Source organism: Saccharopolyspora flava (assembly GCF_900116135.1).
Taxonomy (GTDB): Bacteria; Actinomycetota; Actinomycetes; order Mycobacteriales; family Pseudonocardiaceae; genus Saccharopolyspora; species Saccharopolyspora flava.
In genome coordinates this window covers 90,843-110,823 of sequence record NZ_FOZX01000009.1, presented here as the reverse complement: position 1 = coordinate 110,823, position 19,981 = coordinate 90,843, and the positions used below count along the sequence as shown (strand labels likewise).

Here is a 19,981-nt window from a genome sequence, read left to right as displayed (position 1 = left end):
TCATGGGTGATTCGGGGAAAAACTGTCCCCTGGTGACGGACGCAACCGACGTCACCGGGAGAGGAGGCGGCGGAGCCAGTTGGTTCGGGCTTGGGCGGACTCCTGGCTGAGGCGGGCTCCCGGGAACATCCGGAAACCGTGGAAGCCGCCGGGCCAGACGTGCAGCTCCGCGACACCGCCCGCCTGCCAGATGCGGCTGGCGTAGGTGACGCTCTCGTCGCGGAAGGTCTCCGCCGATCCGACGTCGATGAACGTCGGCGGCAGCCCGGAGAGGTCCTCGGCGCGCGCGGGCGCGGCGTAGGGCGAGACGTCCTCGCCGCCGCGGGCGTCGCCGAGCAGCGCGGTCCAGCCGACCTCGTTGTTCTGCTGGTCCCAGATGCCCCGCCCGCGCATCTGACGGGCCGAGGGCGTGTCGTTGCGGTCGTCCAGCATCGGGCACTGCAGCAGCTGACCGAGCAGCGCCGGACCGCCCAGATCCCGGCACATCAGCGCGACCGCGGCCGCCAGACCGCCGCCCGCGCTGCCGCCGGTGAGCACGATGCGCTCGGTGTCGAAACCGTGCTCCGCGCCCTGCTCGGCGATCCAGCGCAGGCCCGCGTAGCAGTCCTGCACCGGCGCGGGATGCGGGTTCTCCGGGGCCAGCCGGTAGTCCACCGAGACGATCGCGCAGCCCAGCTCGCGGCCCCACTCGGTGGCCATCACGTCGAGCGCCTGCCGGTGACTGCCGCTGATCATGCCGCCGCCGTGGATGGAGTAGATGACCGGCAGCGGGCCGCTGAGCTCGGCGGGCCGCACGATCACCAGCGGCACCTCCGGCGCGTCCTGCGGGCCGGGCACCGAGCGGTGCTCGACGGTGAACCCGTCGGCCTCCAGCGCTTCGTCCGCGGTGATGTGGCTGGTCAGCTCGCGCATCGCCGGGACGTCCTCGAGCGTGAAGCCCTGCCCGGTGTTGGGCATGGCGTTCAGGAAGACCTCCAGCTCCGGGTCGAAGGGAACCGGCGGCAGAACCTCGCTCATCGCACTTTCCTCGCAGCTCTCGGCGCGGTGTCCGGTACCGCGCTCCGCAGACGATCCAACCACCGCCCGCAACCGATTTCAGCGCGCCGCACGGGCGGTGATCAGGACCGCCTCGACGGGCTCGTCCCTGCGCGGCAGGAACGCGGCGATGCTCAGCGCCGCCACCGCCGCCAGGCAGCCGATGCCCATGATCACCTGGAAGCCGGTCTGCGACGGCACCGTCGCCGGGCCGAAGGAGATCGTCAGCTGCGCCAGCACGGCCCCGGCCACGGCGCTGGACACCGAGGTCCCGATGGAGCGCATCAGGGTGTTGAGGCTGTTGGCGGCCGCGGTCTCCGACACCGGCACCGCGGCCATGATCAGCGCGGGCATCGCGCCGTAGGCCAGTCCGATGCCGGCGCCGATCACGCTGGAGACCGCGATCAGCTGCCACACGTGCGCCAGGAACACCACGCCCAGCCCGTACCCGGCGGCCACGACCACGGCACCGACCATCAGCGTCACCTTCGGTCCGCGCAACCGCGAGATGCGCGCCGACACCGGCGACATCGCCATCATCACCAGCCCGGAGGGCGCCATCACGACGCCGACGACGAGCATGGTCTGCCCCAGCCCGTACCCGGTCGCCGTGGGCAGCTGCAGGACCTGCGGGAACACCAGCGACTGGGCGAACATGGCGAAGCCGAACACCGCCGAGGCGATGTTGGTCAGCAGCACCTGGCGGCGGGTGAGGGTGCGCAGGTCCACCAGCGGTTCGGCGAGGCGCCGCTCCCACCAGCCCCACGCGCCGAACACCGCGATCCCCGCCGCGGCCAGCCCGAGGGTGGTCGCGCTCCCCCAGCCCCAGCTCGCACCCTTGGAGACCACGAGCAGCAGGCAGATCAGCCCGGCGGACAGGCCCAGCGCGCCGATCGGGTCGAAGCGCCCGCCGGAGCGCACCGGCGACTCGGGGACGACGCGCAGCACGAGGACGGCGGCCAGCGCGCCGAGCACCGCGGAGGTCCAGAACAGCACGTGCCAGTCGGTGCGCTCGGCGAGGAACGCCGCGGCGGGCAGCCCGAGCGCACCGCCGACGCCGAGGGAGGCGCTCATCAGCGAGGTCGCCGAGCCGAGGCGGTCGGCGGGCAGCTCGTCGCGCATGATGCTGATGCCGAGCGCGATCACGCCGGAGGACAGCCCCTGCATGATGCGGCCGACGACGATCAGCGCCAGCGACGAGCTCAGCCCGCACACCACCGAGCCGAGGACGAGCATCGCGAGGCTGAGCAGCAGCATCCGCCGCTTGCCGTACATGTCGCCGAGCCGGCCGACGACCGGCGTGGCCACGGCGCCGGCCAGCAGCGTGGCGGTGACCGCCCAGGCGGTGTCGGCGGCGGAGGCGTGCAGCAGGCCGGGCAGCATCGGCACCAGCGGGATCACGGTGGTCTGGGTCATCGCGACCGAGATCCCGGCGAAGGCCAGGACGAGGACGACCAGCTGGGGCCGCCGGTCCCCGTGAACGGCGGCTTCTGCCGCACTGCCGGGAATCGCGCGCACTCGGGGAACCTCGCATCCGTGTCCGGAGATGTCCCGGATACCCTAATTCAGTCAGTTGACTTAATCCAGTGGGCGGAGCTACTTTCGCAGTGGTACGACCAAAGTCACAAGGAAGGCCGGCATGACCGAAACGCTGTCCTCGGCCGACGCGGCGGAGATCCCCGACTACCCGATGACGCGCGCCTCGGGTTGTCCGTTCGACCCGCCGCCGCGCCTGAAAACCCTCCAGGAGGAGGCGCCGATCCACCGGGTCCGTCTGGCCGACGGCACCACGCCCTGGCTGGTGACCCGCTACGCCGACCAGCGCGCCGTGCTCGCCGACCCGCGCATCAGCTCCGACCCGGACAACCTCGGCTACCCGCGCGGCGTGCCCGCGCAGCCCGGCGGCTCGAAGATCAGCTTCATCCTGATGGACGACCCCGAGCACGCGCGCCTGCGCCGGATGGTGACCGCGCCGTTCACCGTCAAACGCATCGAGGCGATGCGACCGGCCGTGCAGAAGATCGTCGACGACCGGATCGACGAGATGCTGGCGGGCCCGAATCCGGTCGACCTCGTGCAGGCCTTCGCGCTGCCGGTGCCGTCGCTGGTGATCTGCGAACTGCTCGGAGTCCCCTACTCCGACCACGACTTCTTCCAGGACAACAGCAAGATCATCATCAACCGCGCGTCCACGCCCGAGCAGCGCGCCGAGGCGCTGGGCAGCCTCACCCGCTACCTCGACGACCTCGTCGGCAGCAAGCTCGACGCCCCCGCCGACGACCTGCTGTCCGGGCTCTGCGAGCGGGTCAAGGCCGGTGAGCTGGAACGCTCCGACGTGGCGCAGATGGGCGTGCTGCTGCTCATCGCCGGGCACGAGACCACGGCGAACATGATCGCCCTGGGCACGCTCGCGCTGCTGGAGAACCCCGAGCAGCTGGCGCTGCTGCGCGAGACCGACGACCCCAAGGTCGTGGCCGGCGCGGTCGAGGAGATGCTGCGCTACCTGCACATCACCCACAACGGCCGGCGCCGCGTCGCCCTGGAGGACATCGAGGTCGGCGGGCAGGTGATCCGGGCCGGTGAGGGCGTGATCATGCCCAACGACATCGGCAACCGCGACCCGGAGGTCTTCGACGACCCCGACTCGCTGGACCTCACCCGCGACGCCCGCAAGCACGTCGCCTTCGGGTTCGGCGTGCACCAGTGCCTCGGGCAGCCGCTGGCCCGGATGGAGTTGCAGGTCGTCTACAGCACCCTGTACAAGCGGATCCCGACGCTGCGCGCGGCCGCCGGACTCGACGAGATCCCGTTCAAGCACGACGGTGCCGTCTACGGCGTCTACGAACTGCCCGTCACCTGGTAATCCCGAACCACACCACCACGAAACGGACACGAGCTCATGAAGGTCACCATCGACCAGGACAAGTGCGTCGGCTCCGGCCAGTGCGTCATGGCCGCCGAGGACGTCTTCGACCAGCGCGACGAGGACGGCATCGCGGTCCTGCTCACCGACTCCCCCGACCCGTCGGTCGCCGACGACGTCCGCCACGCCGCCGCGGTCTGCCCCGCCCTCGCCATCACCGTCGAGGACTGACCCCTCCCCCGATCGAAAACCCCGGTTTCCGTCGCGTCGAATGCCGCAGCATTCGTCGCGTGAAAACCGGGGTTTTCGACACCGGTGTCAAAAACTGCAACTTTCGCGGGGTCGAATACCGCAGGTTTTGACCCGACGAATACCGCAGGATTTGACCGGTCGAATACCGCAGGATTTGACCTGCGGGGGTCAGGACCAGACTTCGGCGGCGGTGTCGACGATGAGGCGGAGCTTGGCGATCTGGTCCTCGTAGGTGAGGGCGTTGCCCTCGACCGTCGAGGAGAAACCGCACTGCGGGGACAGGCAGAGCTGGTCGAGGTCGATGTAGCGGGTCGCTTCCTCGATGCGGCGCTTGAGGTCGTCCTTGGACTCCAGCTCGCCGCGCTTGGTGGTGACCAGACCGAGAACGACCCGCTTGCCCTTGGGGACGTAGCGCAGCGGGGCGAAACCGCCTGACCGGTGGTCGTCGAACTCGAGGAAGAAGCCGTCGACGTCGAGCTCGCCGAACAGCGCCTCGGCGACGAAGTCGTAGCCGCCCTCGGCCACCCACGACGACCGGTAGTTGCCGCGGCACAGGTGGGTGGTCACCGACATTTCGTCGGGCCGGTCGGCCAGGGCGGCGTTGATCTGCTTGATGTAGCGCAGGTGCTGGTGCTCGGCGTCCTCACCGCGCTCGGCGATGGCGGCGCGCTGCTTCTCGTCGTTGAGGTAGGCCAGGCTGGTGTCGTCGAGCTGCAGGTAGGTGCACCCGGCGTCGGCCAGGGCTCGGACCTCGGCGGCGTAGGCCGCGGACAGATCGCTCCAGAACTCCTCGACGTCGGGGTAGATCGCCGGATCCAGCGCGGTCTTGCCACCCCGGTAGTGCACCATGCTCGGCGACGGGATGGTCAGCTTCGGCGTGACGCCCTCGGCCACCGACGCCAGGTATTCGAAGGCGTCGAGGAAGATCGGTTCGGACAGCCCGACCTTGCCCGCGATCTGCAGCGCCGCCGGCTGCCACTCGACGACCCCGTCGGCGTTCTGGAACCGCACGGTCGTGGTCTCGTCGCCCTGCCGGATGCCGTCGAGCCGGAGGATGAAGTCCTGGTGCCAGTAGGCGCGGCGGAACTCGCCGTCGGTGGCCGAGCGCAGCCCGACGTCCCGCTGCGCCGCGACGACCTCGCGGATCGCCTCGTCCTCGACGCCGCGCAGCTCGGCGGCGTCGATGCGCCCGGCGGCGTGGTCCTGCCTGGCCTGGTGCAGCCGCTGCGGTCGCAGCAGGCTGCCGACGTGGTCGGCGCGGAACGGGGGTTTGGCGTTGGGCGTCTGCGGTCCCGTCACGATGATTCCCACTCTCCCTCGACTCGCCCGGCCGTGCCGGTGCGCTGGTCCGCTCGAAGAATCCAAACATCCACGACGGCCCGCGATCCTCGGCGCGATGACCCACCACCCCCGCGACACATGTCGCACCCCGACGGCTCGAGCGAGCTCAGCTCAGGCGGAAGCCCTCGTAGTCGCGGGTGGCGATGTCGTCGCAGAGGCGGGCGTAGTGGGCCAGGCCTCCGGCGTACGGCATGAAGACGCGGGGTTTGCCGGGCACGTTCGCGCCGAGGTACCACGAGCTGCGGGCCTTCGGGAGCAACGTCCGGTCGGCAGCCTCCCGCACCTCGCGGCCCCACGCGCGCTCGGCCCGCTCGGTGGCCTCGATGCGGGAGAGCCCGTGGTCGCGCAGGTGCCGCAGGCACCGGGCAATCCAGTCCACGTGCTGCTCGATGGACGTCGGCATGTTCGTCAGCACCGACGGGCTGCCCGGCCCGGTGATGGTGAACAGGTTCGGGAACCCCGCCACCTGCAACCCCAGGTAGCCGACCGGCCCGTCGCGCCACTTGTCGGCCAGCGACCCGCCCGTGCCGCGGATGTCGATGCCGAGCAGCGGCCCGGTCATCGCGTCGAACCCGGTGGCGAACACCAGCGCGTCCAGCGGGTATTCGCCGGCCGTGGTGCGCAGGCCGTCCCGGGTGATCTCGACGATCGGCGCCGCGCGCACGTCGACGAGGCTGACGTGGGGCCGGTTGTAGGTCTCGAAGTAGCCGGTGTCGATCGGCGGGCGCTTCGCGGCGAACGGGTGGTCGTGCGGCAGCAGCCGTTCGGCGACCTCGGGGTCGCGGACGGTCTCGCGGATCTTGTCGCGGATGAACTCCGCGGCGGTGTCGTTGGCCTCCTCGCTGCTGAGCAGGTCGTTGAAGGCGGCCCGGAACCGCAGGCCACCGCGCTGCCACGCCGCCTCGTAGACCTCCCTGCGCTTCTCCGGCGGGGTGTCGACGGCGTTGTGCGGTGAGAGGTGGAAGGGATGCCCGTTTCCGGTTTCCCGTTGCAGCGCCCGGATTTCGGCGTAGCGGGCGCGCACGGAGGTCTGGAACTCCTCGTCCAGCGGGGCGTTGCGCGCGGGAACGCTGAAGTTCGGGGTGCGCTGGAAGACGGTCAGGTGCGCGGCCTGCTCGGCGATGACCGGGATCGCCTGGATGCCGGTCGATCCGGTTCCGATGACGCCGACGCGCTTGCCGGTGAAGTCCACGTCCTCGTGCGGCCAGCGCCCGGTGTGGTACCAATCCCCGGCGAACCGATCGAGTCCCGGCAGGTCGGGCACGTTCGCCGACGACAGGCATCCCACGGCGGTGATGAGGAACCGGGCCCGCAGCCGCTCGCCGGACTCGGTGGTGACCGTCCAGCCGTCGTCGAAGACCGCCGAGGTCACCCGGGTGCTCAACCGGATGTCGCGGCGCAGGTCGAACCGGTCGGCGACGTGGTTGAGGTAGGCCAGGATCTCCGGCTGGCGCGGGTACCGCTCGCTCCAGCGCCACTCCTGCTGCAGGTCGTCGTCGAAGGAGAAGCTGTAGTAGTAGCTCTCGGAGTCGCAGCGCGCTCCCGGGTAGCGGTTCCAGTACCAGGTCCCGCCGACGCCGTCCCCGGCCTCCAGCACCTGGGCCGACATCCCCAGCCCGCGCAACCGGTGGAGCGCGTAGAGCCCGGAGAACCCGGCGCCGATGACGATCGCGTCCAGCATCCCGACCTCCTCAACTGCCTGCCGCGCAGGCGTTTTCGGTGAGTCGTTCGCGACGCTAACTCGTCGAACCGGGCATGGCCATCGTGTAGCAGACCGCCGTTCCCTCCAGCACCGTCGTGCCGTCGTCGCGGGTGACGGTGGTGGTGAGCTTGGTGATGGGCTTGTCGTCGCGGACCTCGTCGACCCGAACCCGGCCGGTCAGGGTGTCGCCGGGCCTGGCGGGGGCGGTGAAGTTCCAGTTCACGTTGAGGAACACGGTGCCCGGGCCGGGCAGCTTCTCGGCGACCACGGCGTTGAGGACGGCGCTGGTGATCCCGCCCTGCACCACGATCTCGCCGAACTGCGAGGCCTCGGCCGCCTCGGCGTCGTAGTGCAGCGGGTTGCGGTCGCCGCTGATCTGGGTGAACAACCGGATGTCGGTCGGGCCGATGGTGCGGGACATCTCGGCGGTGTCGCCGACCTGGGGGCGGCCGTTCGGCCACGCGTCGCTCATCACGCCTCCGTTGGGCTGCCGGACTTCCGTCGGTGGTACCAGCCCACCCGATTTCAACGGAAGTCGGCACCCCGATTTCCGCTGAAATCGTTCACCCGGTGCTGCGCCCGAGCCGGCGCATCGCGATCGCGCCGATGAACGGGCCGGGTGCCAGCAGCAGGAACGCGAACCGCCATCCCACCGCGGCGGCCAGCAGCGGGACGAGCTGGATGCTCACCACCGTCAGCCCGAACCCGATCGCGGTCTGCGCGGTCAGCGCGGTGCCCACGAACCTCGGGTCGGCGGCTTCGCTCAGCGACGTGGAGAACACGCCCGAGTCGGCGATCACCGCCGCGCCCCACACCACGCAGAACGCCACCAGCACGCCCGGACCGGCGTCGAAGGCCAGCGGCGAGAGGGCGCAGCAGGCACCGCTGATCACCAGCGCGGTCACCGCCGCCGGGGACCGCCCGTAGCGGTCGGCACCCCACCCGCCGAGCAGGCAGCCGATCGCGCCCGCGATGCCGATGGTGACGAACACGGTGATCCCGGTGGAGGCCGGCAGGTCCCGCCCCGCCCGGCTGGCCAGCAGGAACGTCGGGATCCAGGTCCACAGCGCGTAGAGCTCCCACATGTGCCCGAAGTAGCCGAGGTTGGCCAGCCGCGGCCCGCGCTCGGCGAACATCCGCACCGCGTAGCGCGGGTTGTGCACCGCCGCCGAGGCCGCCAGGTGCGGGCCCGGCCGCACCAGCGTCGCCGCGACCAGCGCCCCGAGCAGCCCGGTGCCCGCGGCGGCGACCAGCACCGCGCGCCACGGCAGCTGCCCGAGCCCGCCGATGAGGTGCGGCAGCGCGGAACCGACGGTCAGCGCCGCGATGAGCAGGCCCATCGCCAGCCCTCTCCCCCGGCTCGGCGCCCACGAGGCCATCAGCTTCATGCCGACCGGGTACACCCCGGCCAGGCACGTGCCGGTGAGGAACCGCAGCGGGATCGCCGCCGCCATCCCGTCGACGACGCCGGCGAGCAGCAGCGTCCACCCGGCGGCCAGGGCCGCGCTCGCCGCCAGCAGCAGGTGCGGGCGGATCCGGTCGGCGAGGTTGAGCAGCGACGATCCGAGGGCTCCGGCGACGAAGCCGAGCTGCACCGCACCGGTCAGCCACACCGCCGCGGCGGCGCTGATCCCCCACTCCTGGCGGAGCGTGGGCACCACGGCCGACACCGAGAACCACACCGCCAACCCGAAGACCTGGACCGCGGCGATCGCACCGCGCTGCACACCCGAACGCATGGCCCGCAGTCTGCCTCACCGTCACCGGTTGACCCGCCGGGTCCGGGGTGCTTGTGTCGGGGTGTGCTGGACAAGGAACGGATCGTCAACGCTCTCGGCGCCGAGTGGAACGCGCTGAACGAGCTGCTCACCGGGCTCGACGACGCACAGTGGGAGAAGGACACCGCCCTGCCGGGCTGGCGGGTGCGCGACGTCGCCGCGCACCTCATCGGCACCGAGCTGCTGCTCAGCGGGGAGCCGACCCCGGAGTCCGGCAACGACGTGGCGTCCTACCCGCACGTGCACAACGACATCGGCGCGCGCAACGAGCGGTACGTGGAGCACTTCCGGCAGCAGTCGCACGAGGCGGTGCTGGCGAAGTTCCGCGAGATCACGGCCTCGCGGCTGGCGTCGCTGCGGGCGATGCCGGACGAGGAGTTCCACGCCCCGGCGATGACCCCGGCCGGCGAGGCCACCTACTCGCGGTTCATGCGGATCCGGGTGTTCGACTGCTGGATGCACGAGCAGGACATCCGCGACGCCGTCGGCCTTCCCGGCGGGGAGACCGGAACGCCCGCGGAGCTGTCGATCGAGGAGATCACCGCGGCGCTGGGTTTCGTGGTCGGCAAGCGGGGTGCGGCGCCGGACGGGTCGGGCATCACCTTCGACCTCGGTTCCCGCGTCCTGCACGTCGCGGTGGACGGCCGGGCGAAGGTCGTCGAGTCGCTGCCCGGGACGCCGACGGTGCGGATCGCGATGCCCCTGGGCGTGTTCACCCGGCTCTGCGGCGGCCGGGTCGATCCCGAGACCGTCCTGTCCTCGGTGTCCTTCGACGGTGACGAGGTCCTGGGCGAGCGGATCACCCGGAACCTCGCCTTCACCATCTAGCCTGCCGTCCGGGACGCCCATCCCTGGTCCCGCTCGATCTCCTCCAGCGTCAGGCCCTCGGTCTTCGGTCCCCACACGACGCCGATGACACCGCTGATCACGATGAACGCGGTGAGGATCCAGGCCAGGGCCTGGAATCCGGTGGCGGTGATGATCGGGACGAAGAAGCTCCAGAACCCGAGCCCGATGCGCACCACCGCGAACATCAGGCCCTGGGCGGTGCTGCGCAGCTTGGTCGGGAACAGCTCGCCGGACCAGATCTGGAAGAAGTGCTGGGCGCCGAAACCACCGCCGATGCCGATGGCCACGATGTAGCCGAGCGCGGTGCCGAAGTTCAGCGGCAGCACCGCGAGCAGCAGCATCCCGCCCGCCTGGATCACGGTGGACAGCGCCAGCATCAGCCGCCGGTTGACCCGGTCGTTGAGCGGCATGAACACCAGCCCGGTGAACACCGCGACCAGCAGGAAGTACAGGCACTGCAGGCCGACGCTCGCGGCGTCGCTCTGGTTGCCGAGGGCGGTGAGCAGGTACGGCGTGTAGAAGCCGTTGGTGCCGGCGAAGAGGTTCCAGACGCCGTACATGCCGATGAGCATCAGCGTCAGCTTCAGCCCTCTGCCGGTCAGCAGCGGGCGCAGCGCGGCGCGCCACCGCACCGGTTGCCCGCCGGTGCTCTCCTGCTCCCAGCGGGCGGATTCGCCGATGCCGTGCCGCATCCACCAGGTGACCAGCGCGGCGAGGAACAGGCTCGCGAACAGCAGCCGCATGCCGAGCATGCCCAGCGGTTGCAGCAGCAGTCCCAGCGCCAGCGTGACGATCGGCCCCATCGACCACAGGACCTGCGAGAGGCCGCCGAGCTTGCCGCGCTTGCGGGCCGGGGAGAACTCGGTGATCAGGCTCCAGGAGGCGGGGATGTCGGCGCCGACGGCGAGACCGACCAGGACGTAGCCGACGAACAGCATCCAGGTGTCGGCGGCGAAGATCAGCCACAGCGTGCCGAACATGTACAGCAGCAGGTCGTAGGCGTAGATCTTCTTGCGCCCGTAGCGGTCGCAGACGTAGCCGCCGATCAGCGCGCCGACCCCGGCGGAGATGGCGTTGGAGCTCAGGGCTCCGAGCAGGCCGACGGTGCTGTCACCGAGCCCGAAGGCGGTGACCCACACGCTCAGCGCCACGGATCCGGCGACGATCGATCCGGCGTCGATGTAGCCGGCCATCGCGGCTACGAACGACCATTTCCAGTGCTGCGCGGGCGAGGCGTTCTCGCTCTGCTGAACTCCTGCAGCGGATGAAGTCATCGTTGTCCTTCATGCGGCTCGTCGAGTCGTGGCGGTCGTTGAAACGTTTTTGTGTGGCGAGCACATTAGAGAGGGCCTTCACTCCGGTCAAGGTTTCCGTCAGGCAGAAGCGTCTGCTGCGGCGGCGTTGACTCGCGCTCGAATCGCGGCCTAGGCTGACGCCGCGCCTTTAAAACGTTTCAAGCCCCCCTGCGCGCACTGGAGCCGAAGATGCCCGACCGGAAGTCCGTCGCCGCGGCGCTGAAGAACCAGCGGATCGAAACCCCCTCCTGGGCCTACGGGAACTCCGGGACGCGGTTCAAAACCTTCCTGCAGGAGGGCATTCCGCGCGACCCGTTCGAGAAGCTCGACGACGCCGCCCAGGTGCACGCCTTCACCGGCGTGGCTCCCAGCGTCGCGCTGCACATCCCCTGGGACCGGGTCGACGACTACGCCGCGCTGGCCGAGCACGCCACCTCGCTCGGGCTGCGGCTCGGCGCCATCAACCCGAACACCTTCCAGGAGGACGAGTACCGGCTCGGCAGCATCTGCAACCCCGACCCGGCGGTCCGCGAGAAGGCGCTGGGGCACCTGCTGGAGTGCGTCGACATCATGGACGTCACCGGGTCCGACGCGCTGAGCCTGTGGTTCGCCGACGGCCTCAACTACCCCGGTCAGGACTCCCTCGCCGAGCGCCAGCAGCGGTTGTCGGAGGCGCTGCGCGTCGCCTACGACCGGCTCGGCCCGGATCAGCGGATGCTGCTGGAGTACAAGTTCTTCGAGCCCGCCTTCTACGCCACCGACGTCCCGGACTGGGGCACCTCCTACGCGCACTGCCTCGACCTGGGCGAGCGGGCGCAGGTGCTGGTCGACACCGGGCATCACGCGCCGGGCACCAACATCGAGTTCATCGTGGCGTTCCTGCTCGGGCGCGGGCGGCTCGGCGGGTTCCACTTCAACAGCCGGTTCTACGCCGACGACGACCTGATGGTCGGTGCCGCGGACCCGTTCCAGCTGTTCCGGATCATGCACGAGATCGTGCGCGCCGGAGCGCTCTCGGACTCGGCGAACGTGGCGTTCATGCTCGACCAGTGCCACAACCTGGAGCCGAAGATCCCGGCCCTGATCCGCTCGGTGCTCAACGTCCAGGAGGCCACCGCCAAGGCCCTGCTCGTCGACGGCGACGCCCTCGCCGCAGCGCAGCGCGACGGCGACGTCCTGGGCGCCAACGCGGTCCTGATGGACGCCTACAACACCGACGTCCGCCCGCTGCTGGCCGAGGTCCGCGAGGACATGGGCATCGACCCCGACCCGATCGCCGCCTACCACCGCTCCGGCTACGCGGAGAAGATCACCGCCACCCGCAAGGACGGCACCCCCGCGGGCTGGGGCGCCTGACCGACACCCTCGTTCAGAGGGGAACGACAGTTTTCATGAAAACCTCCCGTCCCCCGAGAAATGACAGTTTTCATGAAAACTTCCCTCTCTCTGAGAACGAGGGTGTTCGTGTGCACCTCCCTCACCTCGAAAGACGGTGTTCTTCGTGAGAATTTCCCGATTTCTGGGGTGAGGACAGTTTTCATGAAAACTTCCGACCCACCGAGAGGTTGACGATGAGCTCGACGCATCCCGAAGTGGCTGCGCTGCTTGCCCGTTCGCACGAGCTGGGGTCCGATCCCCGCAACACCAACTACGCCGGGGGCAACGCCTCGGCGAAGGGCACCGACACCGATCCCGTCACCGGCGGGGACGTTCCGCTGATGTGGGTCAAGGGTTCCGGCGGTGACCTGGGGACGCTGACCGAGTCCGGGCTGGCGGTGCTGCGGCTGGACCGGCTACGCGCGCTGGTCGAGGTCTACCCCGGCGTCGACCGCGAGGACGAGATGGTCGGCGCCTTCGACCACTGCGCGCACGGCAAGGGCGGTGCGGCACCCTCGATCGACACCGCCATGCACGGGCTGGTCGACGCCGCCCACATCGACCACCTGCACCCCGACGCCGGGATCGCGCTGGCCACCGCCGCCGACGGCGAGGCGCTGACCGAGGAGTGCTTCGGCGACCGGGTCGCGTGGGTCCCGTGGCGCAGGCCCGGGTTCCAGCTGGGCCTGGACATCGCCGCCATCAAGGAGGCCAACCCGCAGGCGATCGGGGTGATCCTGGGCGGGCACGGCATCACCGCGTGGGGTGAGACCAGCGAGGAGTGCCGGCGCAACTCGCTGCACATCATCCGCACGGCCGAGCGGTTCCTGGCCGAGCGCGGCAAGCCCGAGCCGTTCGGACCGGTCGTCGCCGGGTTCGAGCCGCTGCCGGAGGAGCAGCGCAGGCGCCGGGCCGCCGAGCTCGCCCCGGTCCTGCGCGGCCTGGCCTCCACCGACCGGCCGCAGATCGGGCACTTCGACGACGCCCCGGAGGTCCTGGAGTTCCTGGCCCGCGAGGAGCACCCGCGGCTGGCCGCGCTGGGCACCTCCTGCCCGGACCACTTCCTGCGCACCAAGGTCCGCCCGCTGGTGCTCGATCTGCGGCCGGACGCCGAGCTGGACGAGGTCGTCGCCCGGCTGAAGGAGCTGCACGCGCGCTACCGCAAGGACTACCGCGCCTACTACGAGCGCTACGCCGACGCCGACTCACCCGCGATGCGCGGCGCGGACCCGGCGATCGTGCTGGTCCCGGGCATCGGCATGTTCTCCTTCGGCAAGGACGCGCAGACCGCGCGGGTGGCGGCGGAGTTCTACCGCAACGCGATCAACGTGATGCGCGGCGCCGAGGCGGTCTCCACCTACGCGCCGATCGACGAGGCGGAGAAGTTCCGCATCGAGTACTGGGCGCTGGAGGAGGCCAAGCTCGCCAGGATGCCCGCGCCGAAGCCGCTGGCGACCCGCGTCGCGCTGGTCACCGGCGCCGGTTCGGGCATCGGGAAAGCCACCGCACAACGGCTTTCGACCGAGGGCGCGTGCGTGGTGCTCGCCGATCTCGACCTCGACGGCGCCCGGGCGGTGGCCGACGAGCTCGGCGGCCCGGACAACGCCGTGGCGGTGCGCGTCGACGTCACCGACGAGGAGCAGGTCGCCGAGGCGTTCCGGGCCGCGGCGCTGGCGTTCGGCGGCGTGGACCTGGTCGTCAACAACGCCGGGCTGTCCATCTCGAAACCGCTGCTGGAGACCACGGTCGCCGATTGGGACCTGCAGCACGACGTGATGGCGCGCGGTTCGTTCCTGGCGTCGCGGGAGGCCGCGCGGATGATGATCGCCCAGGGCACGGGCGGGGACATCGTCTACATCACCAGCAAGAACTCGGTGTTCGCGGGCCCGAACAACGTCGCCTACGGCGCGACCAAGGCCGACCAGGCCCACCAGGTGCGGCTGCTGGCGGCCGAGCTCGGCGAGCACGGCATCCGCGTCAACGGCGTCAACCCCGACGGCGTGGTGCGCGGGTCGGGCATCTTCGCCGGCGGCTGGGGCGCGCAGCGCGCGAAGGTCTACGGCGTGCCGGAGGAGGAGCTCGGGGCGTTCTACGCCCAGCGCACCCTCCTCAAGCGCGAGGTGCTGCCGGAGCACGTGGCCGCGGCGGTGTTCGCGCTGGTGGGCGGGGATCTCACGCACACCACGGGACTGCACGTGCCGGTCGACGCGGGTGTCGCCGCGGCGTTCCTGCGCTGAAGGGGCGGGCGGATGACAGCGGAGCCGACGTTCGCGGCGGTGGACCTGGGCGCCTCCAGCGGACGGGTCGTCCTGGGACGGCTCGCCGGGGGACGGCTGGAGACCCGCGAGGTGCACCGGTTCGCCAACGGTCCCGTCCCACTGCCCGACGGTCTGCACTGGGACGCGCTCGGGCTGTTCCGCGAAGTGCTGGCCGGGTTGCGCCGGGCCGGTCGGCCGGTGTCGGTGGGGGTGGATTCCTGGGCGGTGGACTACGGTCTGCTCGACGCCTCGGGCTCGCTGCTGGGCGAGCCGTTCCACTACCGGGACGCGCGCACCGACACCGTCGCGGAGTCCTTCGTGGACACCTTCGGCGCCGCGGAGTTGTTCTCCCGCAACGGTGTTCAGTTCCTGCCGTTCAACACGATCTTCCAGCTGGCCGCGTCGAAGGGCGCGGCGCTGGAGGTGGCGGAGACGTTGCTGCTCATCCCGGACCTGATCGGCTACTGGCTGACCGGGCAGGTGGGCGCGGAGCTGACCAACGCCTCCACCACCGGCCTGCTCGACGCCCGCGACCACGAGTGGTCGCCGGAGCTGGCGCGGGCGGCGGGCGTCGACCCGGCGCTGCTGCCCGCGCTGCGCGGGCCGGGTGAGGTCGTGGGCGAGCTGCTGCCGCCGGTGGTCGCCGAAACCGGGCTGACCGGCACATCGGTGGTGGCGGTGGGTTCGCACGACACGGCCTCGGCGGTGGTCGGGGTGCCCGCGCGAACCCCGAACTTCGCCTACGTGTGCACCGGGACGTGGTCGCTGGCGGGCCTGGAGCTGCCCGCTCCGGTGCTCACCGAAGAGGCCCGGCGCGCGAACTTCACCAACGAGCTCGGCGTCGACGGCACGGTGCGGTTCCTGCGCAACATCACGGGCCTGTGGCTGCTCCAGGAGTGCCTGCGAACCTGGGGCCTGACCTCGGACGATCTGCCGTCGCTGCTGGCAGGAGCGGCACGCGCGGAACCGCTGCGGGCAGTCGTCGACGCCGAGGACACCCGGTTCCTGGCCCCCGGCGACATGCCCGCCCGCATCGCGCAGGCCTGCCGCGACACCGGCCAACCGGTGCCTGCCACACGCGCGGCGATGGTGCGCTGCATCCTCGAAAGCCTCGCCCTGGCCCACCGCCGCGCCCTCCGCGAGGCGGCCGAGCTCTCGGGCCGCGACGTCGACGTGGTCCACCTCGTCGGCGGCGGAGCCCGCAACGAACTCCTCTGCCAGTTCACCGCCGACGCCCTGGGCATCCCGGTCGTGGCGGGTCCGGTCGAAGCGACGGCGACGGGAAACCTCCTGGTCCAGGCCAGATCAGCGGGTCTGGCCGGTGATCTCGCCGAGCTCCGCGAGATCGCCGCCCGCTCCCATCCCCCGACCCGCTACGCACCCCGGACCTCCACGGCGCCCTGGGACCGCGCGCTCCGGAATCTCCCCGGCTGACGCGGCGACTCCCGTCAGGGGTTGTCGAGGAGTTCCCTGGCCAGGGCGATTTCGAGCTTGCCCGCGGGGGTTCTGGGGAGGCTCGGGCGCAGGGCGATCCGGCGGGGGATCTTGTGCCCTGCCAGGGTGCGGCGGGTCCAGGTCTGGAGGTCCGCGGCCGTCAGGTCCGGTGAGCGGGTGGCGACGACGGCCGCGACGAGCTCTCCCCAGTGTTCGTCGGGCAGGCCGACGACGAGGCAGTCGGTGACGTCGGGGTGGGCCAGCAGGGCCTCCTCGACCTCGGGCGGGTGGACCTTCTCGCCACCGGTGTTGATGACACCCGACCCGCGACCGAGGAACCGGATCGCACCGTCGGGTTCGAGTTGCGCGAGGTCGCCGGGGATCGAGTGGCGGCGTCCGTCGATGTCGCGGAACGTCGCGGCGGTCTTGGTCTCGTCGGCGTGGTAGCCCAGCGGGATCGGCCCGGAGTAGGCGAGCACGCCCGTCTCCCCCGGCGCGACCTCGGCGCCGTCGGCGGTGAGCACCCGGGCGCCCGGGACCGGGAAGAACCGCGAGGGCAGGTCGTCGGTCGAGGAGGTCACGGCGAACGCGAACGGGCCGCCCTCGCTGGAGGCGAGCGCGTCGAACACCGTCACCTCGGCGCGCTCGTGCAGCGGGCGCTTGAGCTCGTCGCTGAACGCCATCCCGGAGCTGATCACCGACCGCAACGAGGTCAGGTCGTGCGGCGCGCCGACGTTCTCCGCGCGCAGCAGTTCCTCGATCAGCGGTCGCCCGACCGCGTTGCCCGCCACGATCAGGGTGCTCACCCGCTGCTCGGCGACGCGTCGCCACACGTGCTCGGGGTCGAGCCCGCCGGGGCGGGCGGTGACCACGCGGCCGCCGACGAGCAGCGCGCCCATCGAGTTGAACAGCCCCGTCCCGTGCATCAGCGGTACGACCGGCATGGTGCGCGGCGCCCGGTCCCGGGTGCTCTCGGCCAGGCGCATCGCCTCGTCCAGCGTCGCCGGGAGCTCGGACGCGCCGAGCGGGCGGAAGACGGGCACCAGCAGCGAGTTCAGCAGGGCGGAGTGCCGCCAGATCACGCCCTTGGGCTTGCCGGTGGTGCCGCCGGTGTACATGAACAGCGTGTCGGTGCCGGGTCGCGGCTCTCGCGGGCGCGGTGCGGAGGCGGCCAGCAGCTCGTCGAGCTCGTCGGTGCTCACGACCAGGCGCATCGGCGGCAGGTTGACGATGTTGCCCGCCAGTTCGGCGCTGTGCACCAGGGCTTTCGCCCCGGCGTCGGCGAGCAGTTCGGTGAGCTCGTGGCGGGTGTAGCGGTAGTTGACGTTGACCGGGACGGCCCCGATCTTGAACGCGGCGAACACCGCCTCCAGGTACGCGGCCCCGTTGTGGAGGTAGCAGGCCACGGCGTCCCCGGCCCCGATCCCGGCGGCGGCCAGCGCCCCGGCGAGCCGGGCGGCCCGGTCCTCGAACTCCCCGTAGCCGCGCTCGAACCCCGGCTCGGAGAGCGCGACGGCCTCCGGCATCCGCTCGGCGATCGCTTCCCACCACGTCCCGAAGGAGACGTCCACCCCACCGACCTCCGTCCCGCACCACCCCGACGACCCACGACACACCACCGCCACCACCCGACCGGAGGTCACCCCAGCACCCCCGCCGACGGTGGACCCCGCAGCCGATCACAGGCTCACGCCACGCACCCCACCGAACAACCCACGTCTTCCGCACAGCGGAAGCCCTCCAGCACGACTCTAACGCCCCCATCCCACTCCCCCACCACCCCCGACCAAGTGACCCCCGGTCGAAAACCCCGGTTTTCGTCGCGTCGAATACCGCGGTTTTTGACCGGTCGAAAACTGCGGTTTTTGACCGGTCGAATACCGGGGTTTTTGACCTCGGGTTGGCGCGGGTCGTGGGGTGAGGTGTGTAGCGGGCGGGAAAAGGCCAGGTAACGCAGGGGGTTTGGAGGGTCGGGGTGTGGCAGGGTCGGGTTCGTCGTCGATCGGGAAGGTTGTCGGAGATGATCAGCAAGCAGGAGGCGGCCGCGGCGGTGCGGTCGGCGAAGGCCGAGCTCGGGATCACCTGGGCGCAGCTGGCGGAGGCCGTGGGGCGGCCGGTCGCGTGGACCACGAGCGCGCTGCTCGGCCAGCAGCCCATGAGCGAGGCCGAGGCCGACGCGGCGGCGACCCTGCTGGACCTGGACTCCGAGGTGAGCGCGGCGCTGCGCAGCCAGCCCGCCCGAGGCGCGCTCGACGCGGCGGTGCCCACCGACCCGACGATCTACCGCTTCTACGAGGTCGTGCAGGTCTACGGTCCGACGCTCAAGGAGCTCATCCACGAGGAGTTCGGCGACGGCATCATGAGCGCCATCAACTTCCGCTTCGACGTGCAGCGGGTGCCCGACCCGGCGGGCGACCGGGTGGTGGTGACCCTCGACGGGAAGTTCCTGCCGTACCAGTGGTGAGCTCGTCTTCGACGTCGCGGAAGTGCGCTGTCGGCCGCGGGTGACGCGGTGGTAGTCCGGACGCACCCGGGACAGCGACGTCGAAGGTGAGCCGCCGTGGATCTGACCGAGCAGCCCGTCAGCACCGAACCGACCCCGCGCGAACTCGTGCGCCGAGCCGAGCGGCTGCGCCCGATGCTGCGCGCCCAGCAGGACGAGGCCGAGGCGCGCGGCCACTACGGCGAGGACGTGCACCGGGCGCTGCGCGACGCCGACCTGTACCGGATCCTCACGCCGAAGCGCTACGGCGGCCTGGAGTTCGAGCTGTCCGCGTACGCCCGGGTGGTCATGGAGATCTCGCGAGGTGATCCGGCGACCGGCTGGTGCTACAGCCTCGGCCACAACCACAACCTCACGACCGCCGCGCACTGGTCGCAGCGGGCGCAGGACGAGGTGTTCGCCAACCCGGCCGGCTACTTCCGCGCCTCGCACAGCGTCGCGGGCAACGTCGAAGCGGTGCGGGTGGACGGCGGCTACCGGCTGACCGGCAGGTCGCTGTACCAGTCGGGCGTGCCGTACTCGGTGTTCGTGACGGTCAACGCGGCGGTGCGCGGAAGCGACGAGGTCATCGCGGCGATCGTGCCACGCGAGCGGGTGCAGGTCCTCGACGACTGGAAGGGGCCGGGCGTGCTCGGGCTGCGCGCGAGCGGGTCGAACTCGGTGGCGCTAGACGACGTGTTCGTGCCCGAGCACCTGACCTGCGCGTTCGACTGGATGGAGCACGACTACGACGCGCCGTCGCCCGGCAACGTCCTGCACGGCAACCCGATGTACCTGGGCCCGGTGGCCGCGTTCTTCCACCTGGCGCTGGTGACGCCGATGGTGGGCGCGGCGAAGGCGGCGCTGGACTGCTACGAGGAGATCATCTCGACGCGCCCGATGACGTTCCCGCCGTTCGAGCTGCGCTGGGAGGATCCGCACCACCAGGCGGATTTCGGGATGGCGATGTCGATGGCGGACGCGGCCGAGGGCATCGTGATCCGGGTCTGCGACCAGTACCTGGAGCACTGCCGGGACCTGGTGGAACGCGGCGAGCCGTTCACCATGGCCAAGGACGCGCGGCTCTACGGCATGGTGCAGCGGGCCGGTGAGCTGGCCGCCGACGCGGTGGCGCTGCTGTACCGGTCGGCGGGCTCGTCGGCGGGGCGCGGTGGGCATCCGATGGAGCGCTACTTCCGGGACGTGTCGATGTACCGGGGTCACATCTCGGCCCAATACCGGTGGAGCGCGGCGAAGTTCGCGCAGATCCACTTCGGTTGGCGCAAGAGTCCGCTCTGATGCCGCTCGCGGTTCG

Annotated in this window: 16 protein-coding genes; 8 read left to right on the top strand and 8 right to left on the bottom strand. The window is 71.0% G+C overall.

The window, feature by feature from the left end; all coding sequences use genetic code 11:
- Window positions 1-51 precede the first annotated feature (51 nt).
- Together BM424_RS22680 and BM424_RS22675 are read right to left on the bottom strand one after the other, a co-directional pair.
- Window positions 52-1,017 (bottom strand): alpha/beta hydrolase, encoded by a 966-nt coding sequence (locus BM424_RS22680; protein ID WP_093421623.1) that lies wholly within the window; start codon window positions 1,015-1,017, stop codon window positions 52-54.
- A 78-nt stretch (window positions 1,018-1,095) separates the two neighbouring features.
- Window positions 1,096-2,553 carry an MFS transporter gene (locus BM424_RS22675; protein ID WP_425442053.1) on the bottom strand — a complete coding sequence of 486 codons (1,458 nt, stop codon included), beginning with the start codon at window positions 2,551-2,553 and terminating at the stop codon, window positions 1,096-1,098.
- A 121-nt stretch (window positions 2,554-2,674) separates the two neighbouring features.
- Between BM424_RS22675 and BM424_RS22670 the strand changes: the two genes are divergently transcribed.
- Window positions 2,675-3,898: a cytochrome P450 gene (locus BM424_RS22670; protein ID WP_093421620.1), complete on the top strand. Its 1,224-nt coding sequence runs from the start codon at window positions 2,675-2,677 to the stop codon at window positions 3,896-3,898.
- Window positions 3,899-3,934: 36 nt separating this feature from the next.
- Window positions 3,935-4,129 (top strand): ferredoxin, encoded by a 195-nt coding sequence (locus BM424_RS22665; RefSeq protein ID WP_093421618.1) that lies wholly within the window; start codon window positions 3,935-3,937, stop codon window positions 4,127-4,129.
- A gap of 189 nt (window positions 4,130-4,318) precedes the next feature.
- On the opposite strand, the gene BM424_RS22660 is transcribed toward BM424_RS22665, so the two are convergent.
- The 4 genes from BM424_RS22660 to BM424_RS22645 form a co-directional block, all read right to left on the bottom strand.
- The gene (locus BM424_RS22660; protein ID WP_093421976.1) at window positions 4,319-5,449 is read right to left on the bottom strand and encodes a 5-methyltetrahydropteroyltriglutamate--homocysteine S-methyltransferase; all 1,131 of its coding nucleotides are present in this window, start codon (window positions 5,447-5,449) and stop codon (window positions 4,319-4,321) included.
- A 148-nt stretch (window positions 5,450-5,597) separates the two neighbouring features.
- Window positions 5,598-7,172 (bottom strand): flavin-containing monooxygenase, encoded by a 1,575-nt coding sequence (locus BM424_RS22655; RefSeq protein ID WP_093421615.1) that lies wholly within the window; start codon window positions 7,170-7,172, stop codon window positions 5,598-5,600.
- Between the two features lie 55 nt (window positions 7,173-7,227).
- Entirely contained in the window at window positions 7,228-7,665 is a 438-nt protein-coding gene (locus BM424_RS22650) for a MaoC family dehydratase (RefSeq protein ID WP_093421613.1), read from the bottom strand.
- 91 nt (window positions 7,666-7,756) lie between these two features.
- The gene (locus BM424_RS22645; RefSeq protein WP_093421610.1) at window positions 7,757-8,932 is read right to left on the bottom strand and encodes an MFS transporter; all 1,176 of its coding nucleotides are present in this window, start codon (window positions 8,930-8,932) and stop codon (window positions 7,757-7,759) included.
- A gap of 63 nt (window positions 8,933-8,995) precedes the next feature.
- On the opposite strand from BM424_RS22645, the gene BM424_RS22640 reads away from it, so the two are divergent.
- Window positions 8,996-9,799 carry a maleylpyruvate isomerase family mycothiol-dependent enzyme gene (locus BM424_RS22640; protein ID WP_093421608.1) on the top strand — a complete coding sequence of 268 codons (804 nt, stop codon included), beginning with the start codon at window positions 8,996-8,998 and terminating at the stop codon, window positions 9,797-9,799.
- Here the strand turns inward: BM424_RS22640 and BM424_RS22635 are convergent.
- Window positions 9,796-11,094 carry an MFS transporter gene (locus BM424_RS22635; protein WP_093421605.1) on the bottom strand — a complete coding sequence of 433 codons (1,299 nt, stop codon included), beginning with the start codon at window positions 11,092-11,094 and terminating at the stop codon, window positions 9,796-9,798. The genes BM424_RS22640 and BM424_RS22635 overlap by 4 nt on opposite strands.
- A gap of 210 nt (window positions 11,095-11,304) precedes the next feature.
- On the opposite strand from BM424_RS22635, the gene rhaI reads away from it, so the two are divergent.
- The 3 genes from rhaI (at window position 11,305) to BM424_RS22620 (ending at window position 16,184) form a co-directional block, all read left to right on the top strand.
- Window positions 11,305-12,471, top strand: coding sequence for an L-rhamnose isomerase (rhaI, locus tag BM424_RS22630; protein ID WP_093421603.1), 1,167 nt, complete (start codon window positions 11,305-11,307; stop codon window positions 12,469-12,471).
- A gap of 215 nt (window positions 12,472-12,686) precedes the next feature.
- Window positions 12,687-14,729, top strand: a complete 2,043-nt coding sequence (locus BM424_RS22625; protein ID WP_093421600.1) for a bifunctional aldolase/short-chain dehydrogenase — start codon at window positions 12,687-12,689, stop codon at window positions 14,727-14,729.
- 12 nt (window positions 14,730-14,741) lie between these two features.
- Window positions 14,742-16,184, top strand: coding sequence for a rhamnulokinase (locus tag BM424_RS22620; RefSeq protein WP_093421598.1), 1,443 nt, complete (start codon window positions 14,742-14,744; stop codon window positions 16,182-16,184).
- Between the two features lie 14 nt (window positions 16,185-16,198).
- Here the strand turns inward: BM424_RS22620 and BM424_RS22615 are convergent, their stop codons facing one another.
- Window positions 16,199-17,755 (bottom strand): AMP-binding protein, encoded by a 1,557-nt coding sequence (locus BM424_RS22615; protein ID WP_093421595.1) that lies wholly within the window; start codon window positions 17,753-17,755, stop codon window positions 16,199-16,201.
- 440 nt (window positions 17,756-18,195) lie between these two features.
- Between BM424_RS22615 and cynS the strand changes: the two genes are divergently transcribed.
- Both cynS and BM424_RS22605 read left to right on the top strand, forming a co-directional pair.
- Window positions 18,196-18,648 (top strand): cyanase, encoded by a 453-nt coding sequence (cynS, locus tag BM424_RS22610; protein WP_217649800.1) that lies wholly within the window; start codon window positions 18,196-18,198, stop codon window positions 18,646-18,648.
- Window positions 18,649-18,744: 96 nt separating this feature from the next.
- Window positions 18,745-19,965, top strand: a complete 1,221-nt coding sequence (locus BM424_RS22605; RefSeq protein ID WP_093421592.1) for an acyl-CoA dehydrogenase family protein — start codon at window positions 18,745-18,747, stop codon at window positions 19,963-19,965.
- Window positions 19,966-19,981 lie beyond the last annotated feature (16 nt).

Excerpts from the sequence above, each read along its gene's own strand:
- BM424_RS22670 (WP_093421620.1), top strand. The coding sequence starts at position 2,675 with ATGACCGAAACGCTGTCCTCGGCCGACGCGGCGGAGATCCCCGACTAC.
- BM424_RS22680 (WP_093421623.1), bottom strand. The coding sequence starts at position 1,017 with ATGAGCGAGGTTCTGCCGCCGGTTCCCTTCGACCCGGAGCTGGAGGTC.
- BM424_RS22650 (WP_093421613.1), bottom strand. The coding sequence starts at position 7,665 with ATGAGCGACGCGTGGCCGAACGGCCGCCCCCAGGTCGGCGACACCGCC.
- BM424_RS22635 (WP_093421605.1), bottom strand. The coding sequence starts at position 11,094 with ATGACTTCATCCGCTGCAGGAGTTCAGCAGAGCGAGAACGCCTCGCCC.
- BM424_RS22665 (WP_093421618.1), top strand. The coding sequence starts at position 3,935 with ATGAAGGTCACCATCGACCAGGACAAGTGCGTCGGCTCCGGCCAGTGC.
- BM424_RS22620 (WP_093421598.1), top strand. The coding sequence starts at position 14,742 with ATGACAGCGGAGCCGACGTTCGCGGCGGTGGACCTGGGCGCCTCCAGC.
- BM424_RS22625 (WP_093421600.1), top strand. The coding sequence starts at position 12,687 with ATGAGCTCGACGCATCCCGAAGTGGCTGCGCTGCTTGCCCGTTCGCAC.
- rhaI (WP_093421603.1), top strand. The coding sequence starts at position 11,305 with ATGCCCGACCGGAAGTCCGTCGCCGCGGCGCTGAAGAACCAGCGGATC.
- BM424_RS22645 (WP_093421610.1), bottom strand. The coding sequence starts at position 8,932 with ATGCGTTCGGGTGTGCAGCGCGGTGCGATCGCCGCGGTCCAGGTCTTC.
- BM424_RS22655 (WP_093421615.1), bottom strand. The coding sequence starts at position 7,172 with ATGCTGGACGCGATCGTCATCGGCGCCGGGTTCTCCGGGCTCTACGCG.